Raw genomic sequence first — 8,501 nt, 5'->3', positions numbered from 1 at the left:
CGAGAGGCCGATTCACACGTCACCAGGCTTGGCCGGCGACGCTCTCCGTTGACCCCCGGCCACCACCGTGGTTGTAGCTCTCGACATCGGTGAACGTCATCACCTCGTCGCGTTCCGACGAACCGGGGGGCGCCAGCGAAACCGGCGGCTCCAGGGGAATTTCGGTCTCGATATCCGGCATTCCCTCGATCACATCGGACAATTTCGGCATCCGTGCCCGCGCGTCGAACAACGGCGCCGCGAGCGCCTTGCTCTTGGCGAACACCTCGTCGGCCGCTTGCTGCGCCATCCGGGTGACCGCCTTCGCGATCTGGTCGTAGCTCAGTTCATCGATGCGATCGGAGAAGCGAGTCTCGATGACGACGCCGTTGGCGTTCACCGTCACCGACACCGTCTTGTCGCGCGTGGTCGCGGTCGCCGTCAGCTTGACGCGCTCCCGCTGCGCTTCCGCGATATCCCGCATGCGGCCACGGAAGTCCTCCAACAGCCCGGCGATCTCCCCCTCCATACGCCCAGATGTCATTTCACCCACTCCGAACTCCATGCCAGCGCCCGGAAAGCCCGCCGGCGACCATTGCCGCTGCTCAGACCTGCTCGATCAACTGCCGAGCGGCGTCCTCGTTTCGCTCGGCGGCGACAGCCGCCTCGTACTGGCCATTCGACAGGTTCGCCCAGGACTCCGCCATAGTGCTGGTGCCGTCCACCGCGCCCTGCAGCCGCTCCGCCAGGCCGGGACTACCGTTGCCCTGGATGTATTTGCTGCCGAAGTCGTCGCTGCCGATCACGGACAGCAAGGTGCTCAGCTGATCCTGAACGCGACCGGAGATGTTCGCCAACCGAGCCCGGACCTTCTCGGTCTCGTACCCCGCGGTCCTCAGCTTCTCGGAGTAATTCTCAGTCGTCATCTCGCGCCTCTACCCCCGGGGTGGTGTGCCACCGCTCGACTACGGTTCGAACTCCTCCGACGATCGCAGTCCAGTGCAACTCATCAGTAACCTTTACATGAACTTAAGACGGCATGGGAGTAACGCACAGATGCGCGACGACGTACGCGTCGATAACCTCGATGAACGCCTGATGACCTGTCGCACAATCACATTGGCACGTACCCTGATTTCCCGACGACACCGTTCACACCCGGTTCACCGAGGCGCGGGAACGTCTTGGCAACCACCGTTTGCGCGGATGGCCCAGAGGCGCATGCCCGTTGTCACCGAATCGGCAATGGCACGGCATGCACACCGGGCGGGCCACGCCGCGCCGGGGAGGCGACCGCTACACAGTCCGCGGCACACCAGCCCGCCCGCGGGTCACGAGTGCGATGATCACCCGATGCGAGTTCTTGTACAACGAGTGACCGCCGCACAGGTGACCGTCGGCGGCGAACTCGTTGGCCGGATCGAACCCGAACCGCAGGGATTGGTCGCGCTGGTCGGCGTCACCCACGACGACACCGAAGCGACCGCGATGGCCCTGGCGGACAAGCTGTGGCGGCTGCGAATTCTGGACGGCGAGCGTTCCGCGGCCGACCTGAACGCGCCCGTGCTCGTGGTCAGCCAGTTCACCCTCTACGCCGACACCGCCAAGGGACGCCGCCCGTCCTGGTCCGCGGCCGCGCCGGGCCCGATCGCCGAACCACTCGTGGACGCCTTCGCCGCGGCACTGCGCGCGCTCGGCGCGACCGTCGCGACGGGTCGATTCGGCGCACACATGCACATCGAGCTCACCAACGACGGCCCGGTCACGCTGCTGCTGGAGGCCTGAACACCTGGTTCGCGCCGAGTTAGCTGGCAGCTAGCAGCCACCCCGTTCGTTTCGGGCGACGGCACCCGATTTGTGGCAGACTCTCTCCGCGAGAACAGATGCGGCCGATCGAACGACCGTCTGTGGAAGGTGATGCGGAAGTTGGGGTCGCGATGGATCTGAGTGCTATCGAACGACAGGTAGCGGTCGATCGCAGTGCGGCCCGAGACCGAACGGTCGAATCCGAACTCCGACTGGCCACCTCGCTCGCCGAGCTCGCCAAGGCGCTGATCGCCACCAGGAACGATCCCGCCGCCCGCAGGGACCGAACCGTCGAGGCTTGCGCACCGGCGCAGGAAGCGGTCGGCATCCGGTTGCACTGGCTGGCCGCCGGAATGGTCGAGGCGCGGTTCGCGGGCGAACTACAAGAGGCCCTGCGGATCTTCGAGCAGGTCACGCGGGACGCCGGGCGCCGCGATCTGGCCACCAGCACCATCCGCGGCGCCTGCGCCACGTATCGCCAAGTGGCACAGACGTATCCGCACGTGGCGGGGATGTGCGCCGACGGGCTCGGCAAGTGCGGTGTGTGGCTGGGCCGACTGGACCAAGACGCCGCGGTCGCGGCAACCGAGGAAGCGGCCCGCATCCGCGCCGCCCTGGCCGCGGCGAACCCCGAGCTGTCCGGCAAGTACCTGGCCAGCTTGAGCACACTGCTGCGGACGCTCATGGTCGGCCGGTCGCGCAAGCAGGCCATCACCATGTACCGGGAACGCTACGCGGCGCTGACCTCGACCAGCATGTCGATCCGGTTGCGTGCGTGCGGCATCCAGGACCTGGACCTCACTCCGAAATCGCATCGGGCTCTGCTCGAACTGGGCTGCCGCACGCTGGAGCAGGCGGGGCGCCTGACCCAGCAGCAGGTCATGTTCAAATCTTCCGCCGGGGACCTCTCGACGGTCGAGGAGATCAACTGGAAGCTGGTCCTCGTCGGCCTGCGACCGCTCGCGGCGGGCGCCGAGCAGGAACAGCCCGCGACGCCCGTGCGAATCGACTCCACCTTCGGCGCGCTGAGCGTGTACCTACCGGAACGCGATGCCATCGCCCAGGTGCGGACCGCGATCATCGCCGCGTACGCAGTCGATGACGCCTACCCTCTCGACCGCGAGAGCTACCTCGGTAAACCCGAGTCGAAGTGGAAGATCCGCGAGCCGAAGCTGAACACCTCCCGCACCCTCGGCGACGACATCGTGCTGATCGATCAACCCTACGGCGGCTGGGTGACGGTCATGAGCCTGAACTGGGAGCTCACTCCCGTGGCGAAACACCCACTAGCACTGCGCCTTTCGCAGGACTGGCCGGTGGCCGCCATTACGGTGACCGAGAACGTGGCCTATGAGCTGTGCTGGTACGAGCACGGCGCCGCCACCCAGTACGCCGCGCTCGGCCGTCCGGCCGGCCAAGCTCCGCTCGACAAGCCGCTCGCGCCGCTGGATTTCAAGACGCTGGCCCGCTACAACCCCGACCGGGCGACCGAGACCAAACTGCGCGCGGCGTTCGGCAACACGAAGGTGTTCGCCAACCTCACCTACCTGCCCGACAGCGGCCTGCGCCAAATCAGTGTCAACACACCGTTGTCCGAGCACGGCGACCGAGTGTTGTTCTTCCGCACCACCCCCTGAGCCCGTCGCTCAAACCTGCGGTCCGCAACCCTGGCCGCGTCGCGTTGTCACCGGATCAGCGCCCCGCGCCAAGGGTGAGCAAGGCGCCCCGGCAGCCGGTGCGCTTGCCGCGCGGCACCGACACATCAGCTGATTCGTACCCAACCGGTAACCGATATATAAACGAACTTATCGCGAACTAATTGAACGGAATCTTCATCGCGTTCGGCAGAGTGCTCTACTGAGATAGCGCCCGCCAGGTGAACCGGATCACAACACCGATGCCACCTCACCGGCCGGGCCACAGGAATATTCAGACGAAGTTACCCGAGGACCTCATGGATCAAACGGCGTTGGCGGATACTCCGGCCGCCCGATGCGCCTACTACCGACACACGTGCGACCTGCCCGCCGGAGTCCATCCGGAGATCGGCCGAATCACCGTCCGCGCCGGATGCATCGGCGCGATCACGATGCCCGCCGCACTAGGGGAAAGGGTCCAGGATTACCTCACCGAGCACCACATCGACCTGGGCCCGATCATCTGTCACGAACGGTCCAAACGATGGACCTTCCTGACCCGCCCGAATTTATCCGACGACGTTCGGCTGTTCGCTGAACTGTTCCGCCTGAACGTCTCGATCGTGCCGTTCGGCGGCGAGATCGCACTGCCTTCACCCGAGGACGTCAGCGCCCGGTATCGACACTGGATCGTGGCCCCGTGCAATGGTTTCCGCCCTTCCGGCTCATCGATCATCGACGCCGTCCGGTCCTGCTCGGGAGCGCAGAAGCGATGACCACCCGCGCCCTGCCCGCCAAGCATCAGGTGCTGCAAGCATGCCGAGGTGATGCCGAGGAAGGCAACCCGCTGCTGCGCTGCGCCCATGAGCTCGCCGGGTTGCACGAGCACCGGCTCAGCTCGGAAGGCGACTCGCTGAACCAGATCGACCTGGTTCGCGCGAGCCTGGTTCGCGAAATCGATCGCTGGATCACCATACAGTTGCCGCCCGCGCACGCGGCCGCGCGCATGCACACCGAGACCATGGGCTCGGTGATCGACCGCATGGCCCAGCTCACCGCACACGCCTATGCGGCGCTGGGCGGGGCGGCCGAATGGGATCTGTGGGACAGCTGGCAGCGCTTGGCCGAGTTGGCCGTCGGCTACGACGATCTGGCCGCTGAGGTCTGCGCGGGCATCCGCAGACTGCCGAGCGCATCGTAAGGGTTTGCGCCGCTGCGTCTCCTCCGCACGGTGAGACGCAGCGCTACCCATCTCTACCAGGACCGACGAGACGGATTCGAGGTCGGCACCGTGACCTTGGCAGTGCGCTCGCCCGGCATCCCATCGCACACCCCACTACCTACGCAGAGCGAATACCCACCCCACAGCGGTTCCCGTCGTTGGGGACGAACCGGCTGGCGGTCGGTATCCAATCGAACTACGTAGTGCGCCAGCGAATTCGAGTAGCTGCCTACTCACGTGCCCGGCCGCGGACCGGCCATACGCTGACGCCATCGTTCAGGACAGGTTCGGCACGAAGGAGGGACGAATACCGTACCGGTTCCGCCTCGGGCACACCGATTCGGTTGGACGCACCGGACGCGGGTGCAAGGAACGACGTCACCGATCCAGCGCAAGCTGGGTTCGTCCGGTGATCCGCGGTCGGCACCGGGTGCCGGCCCGGACTCGCGGCGCGATCGACCAGGATGCCTGGCGTCGGTGCGGCTCGGCTCCTCGCCGCGCAGCGTCACCGATTCGCGATGTCCGCCCGGCGATCGCCGGGCGTTACTCCGGACGCAGGGTCAGAATCCGCGGGCCGTTCTCCGTGACGGCGACGGTGTGCTCCCAATGTGCCGCGCGACTGCCGTCGGTGGTGACCACGGTCCAGTCGTCGTCGAGCACCTTGGTCTGGGTGGTGCCGAGCGTGAGCATCGGTTCGATCGCGAGAACCGAGCCCACCACCAGCTGCGGCCCCTTGCCCGGCGCACCTTCGTTGGCGAGGAAGGGATCGAGGTGCATCTCACGGCCGATAGCGTGCCCACCGTAGCCGTCGACGATGCCGTAGGCGCGACCGTGCTCCTGCTCGGCCGCGCGGGTGCCCAACTCGATGGCATGCGACACGTCCGACAGCCGGTTACCGGGCAGCATCGCCTCGATGCCGGCCTCCATCGCCAACTTCGTCGCCTCGCTCAGCAACCGGTCGGCCTCGATGATCGTCCCGATACCGAAGGTCCAGGCCGCATCGCCGTGCCAGCCGTCGAGAATGGCTCCGCAGTCGATCGAGACCAGGTCGCCTTCGGCGAGAATGTCCGCGCCGGACGGAATCCCGTGCACGACACGATCGTTCACCGAGGCGCAGATGGACGCGGGGAAACCGTGGTAGCCCTTGAACGAGGGCACCGCGCCCGCGTCCCGGATCACCTGCTCGGCGACCTCGTCCAGTTCCAGGGTGGACACGCCGGGCTCGGCGGCTGCGCGTACGGCGACCAGAGCGCGACCGACGATCGCGCCGGCCGCCGCCATCGCATCCAGTTCACCGTCGGTCCGGAACGGCACAACCTTCTTCTTGCGGTGAAAGACCATCCGGCCTCAGCGCTCCATCGTCAGCGGCATCATTGACCGAGCGCGCGCAGTGCGCGCGCGTTGACATCGTCGATCTCGCCGACGCCGTCCACCGAGACGACCAGGCCGTCATAGTGCTCCAGCAGCGGCTCGGTCTCCTCGCGGTATACCCGGAGCCGGTTGCGGATCACGTCCTCGTTGTCGTCGTTGCGCCCGCGGGCGAGCATCCGGTCGACCACCGTGTCCTCCGGTACGACGAAGCACAGCACCGCGTCGAGCGTGGTGTCCATGTCCTTGAGGATCTTCTCCAGGGCGTCGGCCTGGTCCACTGTGCGCGGGTAGCCGTCGAGCACGAAACCGGTCGCGGCATCGGGCTCGTTGACCCGCGCTTCGACCATCCGGTTGGTCACGTCGCTGGGCACCAGGTCACCCGCGTTCATGTATTTCTGCGCTTCGCGCCCGAGCGGCGTCTGCTGGTCGATATTCGCACGGAACAGGTCCCCGGTGGAGATATGCGGAACGCCCAGCTTCTCCGATAGCAGGACAGCCTGGGTGCCTTTACCCGCACCCGGCGGACCGAGCAGTACAACTCTCACTTGAGGAACCCTTCGTAATTTCGATTCATCAGCTGGCTCTCGATCTGCTTCACGGTGTCCAAACCGACGCTCACCATGATCAGCACCGCGGTACCGCCGAACGGAAGGTTCTGGGCGCCACCGGAGGAACCGATGTCGAGGAACAGGTTCGGCAGCACAGCGACCAGACCGAGGTAGATCGAGCCGGGGAGGGTGATACGGCTCAGGACGAAGTTGAGGTAATCGGCCGTCGGCTTGCCCGGGCGATAACCCGGGATGAAGCCGCCGAACTTCTTCATCTCGTCCGCGCGTTCCTCCGGGTTGAAGGTGATCGCGACATAGAAGTAGGTGAAGAACACGATCAGGCTGAAGTAGATCGCGATGTACACGGGGTTGCCCGGATTCACCAGATACTTGGCGATGATCTCCTGCCACCAGCTCGGGTTCGGATTGTTCTGCGACCCCGTCAGCTGCGCTATCAGGTTGGGCAGATACAGCAGCGACGACGCGAAGATAACCGGGATGACGCCTGCTTGGTTCACCTTCAAGGGCAGGTAGGTCGAGGAGCCGCCGTACATCTTCCGTCCCACCACGCGCTTGGCGTACTGGACCGGAATCCGGCGCTGACCCTGCTCGACGAAGATCACCCCGATGATGATCACCAGCGCGGCGACACACACCAGAGCGAACACCAGGCCGCCGCGGCTGTCCAGGATGGCCTTGCCCTCGGTCGGGATACGGGCGGCGATACCGGCGAAGATCAGCAACGACATGCCGTTGCCGACGCCGCGTTCGGTCATCTGCTCGCCGAACCACATCACCAGGGCCGCGCCCGCGGTCATCACGAGCACGATGATGATCATGCCGAAGATGCTGGTGTCCGCCAGGATGTCCTTCTGGCAACCCTGCAGCAGCTGCCCGCGGGCCGCGAGCGCGACCAGGCCGGTGGCCTGCAGGATCGCCAGCGCGATCGACAGGTACCTGGTGTACTGCGTCATCTTGTTCTGGCCGGCTTGGCCTTCCTTGCGCAGTTCCTCGAACCGCGGGATGACGACGGTGAGCAGCTGGATGATGATGCTCGCGGTGATGTACGGCATGATGCCGATCGCGAAAACCGACAGCTGGAGCAGCGCGCCACCGGAGAACAGGTTGATCAGCTGGTAGATACCGGCGGACTCACCGCCGGAGACCAGCTTGATGCAGTCCTGGACCGCCCGGTAGTCCACACCGGGGGAGGGTAGCGAGGCACCCGCGCGGTACAGCGCGACCAACCCCAGCGTGAAGAGAATCTTCCGCCGTAAGTCCGGAGTCCGGAAGGCCGATACGAAGGCGGAAAGCACTGATCCTCCTGGCGCGAACGACATGGTCATGACATGGGTTGTTCAGCGATCATCCAGCCCTGCACGGCAGGAGGAGGATGCCGAAACCATGACGAGGCTTGGCAGACAACAATTGAACTCTAACAGTGGCACCGGACGAGCCTTCACTCGTCCGGTGCCACTGTTCGCAGAGTACCGTCAGCCCAGCTCGGTGACAGTGCCACCAGCAGCGGTGATCTTCTCCTTCGCCGCGCCGGTGACCTTGTCCACGGTCACCTGGACCGCGACGCCGATCTCACCGTCGCCGAGTACCTTGACCAGCTGGTTCTTGCGAACCGCGCCGGCGGCCACGAGCTCGGCCTTGCCGATCTCGCCGCCCTCGGGGAACAGCTTGGCGATGGCGCCGACGTTCACGACCTGGTATTCCGTGCGGAACGGGTTCGTGAAGCCCTTGAGCTTGGGCAGCCGCATGTGCAGCGGCATCTGCCCACCCTCGAAGGCGGCGGGCACGTTCTTGCGCGCCTTGGTGCCCTTGGTACCACGGCCCGCGGTCTTGCCCTTGGAGCCCTCACCGCGACCAACGCGGATCTTGGCGGTCTTGGCGCCGGGAGCCGGACGCAGGTGATGCAACTTGATGGTCATG

Annotated in this window: 10 protein-coding genes; 4 read left to right on the top strand and 6 right to left on the bottom strand. The window is 65.7% G+C overall.

Going from position 1 to position 8,501, the window contains the following annotated elements:
• Nucleotides 1-19 precede the first annotated feature (19 nt).
• Both ACT86A_RS04830 and ACT86A_RS04825 read right to left on the bottom strand, forming a co-directional pair.
• A complete protein-coding gene (locus ACT86A_RS04830; RefSeq protein WP_445090774.1) occupies nt 20-523 on the bottom strand; it encodes a YbaB/EbfC family nucleoid-associated protein in 504 nt (167 codons plus the stop codon).
• A 61-nt stretch (nt 524-584) separates the two neighbouring features.
• Entirely contained in the window at nt 585-905 is a 321-nt protein-coding gene (locus ACT86A_RS04825) for a hypothetical protein (protein ID WP_445090773.1), read from the bottom strand.
• A gap of 427 nt (nt 906-1,332) precedes the next feature.
• On the opposite strand from ACT86A_RS04825, the gene dtd reads away from it, so the two are divergent.
• The 4 genes from dtd to ACT86A_RS04805 all read left to right on the top strand — a co-directional run bounded on the left by dtd (nt 1,333) and on the right by ACT86A_RS04805 (nt 4,623).
• Entirely contained in the window at nt 1,333-1,764 is a 432-nt protein-coding gene (gene dtd / locus ACT86A_RS04820) for a D-aminoacyl-tRNA deacylase (RefSeq protein WP_445090772.1), read from the top strand.
• 152 nt (nt 1,765-1,916) lie between these two features.
• Nucleotides 1,917-3,422 (top strand): hypothetical protein, encoded by a 1,506-nt coding sequence (locus ACT86A_RS04815; protein ID WP_445090771.1) that lies wholly within the window; start codon nt 1,917-1,919, stop codon nt 3,420-3,422.
• Nucleotides 3,423-3,739: 317 nt separating this feature from the next.
• Nucleotides 3,740-4,198: a DNA-directed RNA polymerase subunit beta gene (locus ACT86A_RS04810; RefSeq protein ID WP_445090770.1), complete on the top strand. Its 459-nt coding sequence runs from the start codon at nt 3,740-3,742 to the stop codon at nt 4,196-4,198.
• Nucleotides 4,195-4,623 (top strand): DUF4254 domain-containing protein, encoded by a 429-nt coding sequence (locus ACT86A_RS04805; RefSeq protein WP_445090769.1) that lies wholly within the window; start codon nt 4,195-4,197, stop codon nt 4,621-4,623. Before ACT86A_RS04810 ends, ACT86A_RS04805 begins: the two co-directional genes overlap by 4 nt.
• A gap of 564 nt (nt 4,624-5,187) precedes the next feature.
• On the opposite strand, the gene map is transcribed toward ACT86A_RS04805, so the two are convergent.
• From map to rplO, 4 genes are all read right to left on the bottom strand, one after another.
• Nucleotides 5,188-5,985 (bottom strand): type I methionyl aminopeptidase, encoded by a 798-nt coding sequence (gene map, locus ACT86A_RS04800; protein WP_445090768.1) that lies wholly within the window; start codon nt 5,983-5,985, stop codon nt 5,188-5,190.
• Nucleotides 5,986-6,014: 29 nt separating this feature from the next.
• On the bottom strand, nt 6,015-6,560 hold the full coding sequence (locus ACT86A_RS04795; RefSeq protein WP_445090767.1) for an adenylate kinase: 546 nt from the start codon (nt 6,558-6,560) through the stop codon (nt 6,015-6,017).
• A complete protein-coding gene (secY, locus tag ACT86A_RS04790) occupies nt 6,557-7,879 on the bottom strand; it encodes a preprotein translocase subunit SecY (protein WP_445090766.1) in 1,323 nt (440 codons plus the stop codon). Before secY ends, ACT86A_RS04795 begins: the two co-directional genes overlap by 4 nt.
• Nucleotides 7,880-8,056: 177 nt before the next feature.
• On the bottom strand, nt 8,057-8,500 hold the full coding sequence (gene rplO, locus ACT86A_RS04785) for a 50S ribosomal protein L15 (RefSeq protein WP_445090765.1): 444 nt from the start codon (nt 8,498-8,500) through the stop codon (nt 8,057-8,059).
• Nucleotide 8,501: the final 1 nt, after the last annotated feature.

The sequence above is a fragment of the Nocardia glycosmidis genome, from assembly GCF_052545115.1.
This window is presented reverse-complemented; position numbering and strand designations above follow the sequence as displayed.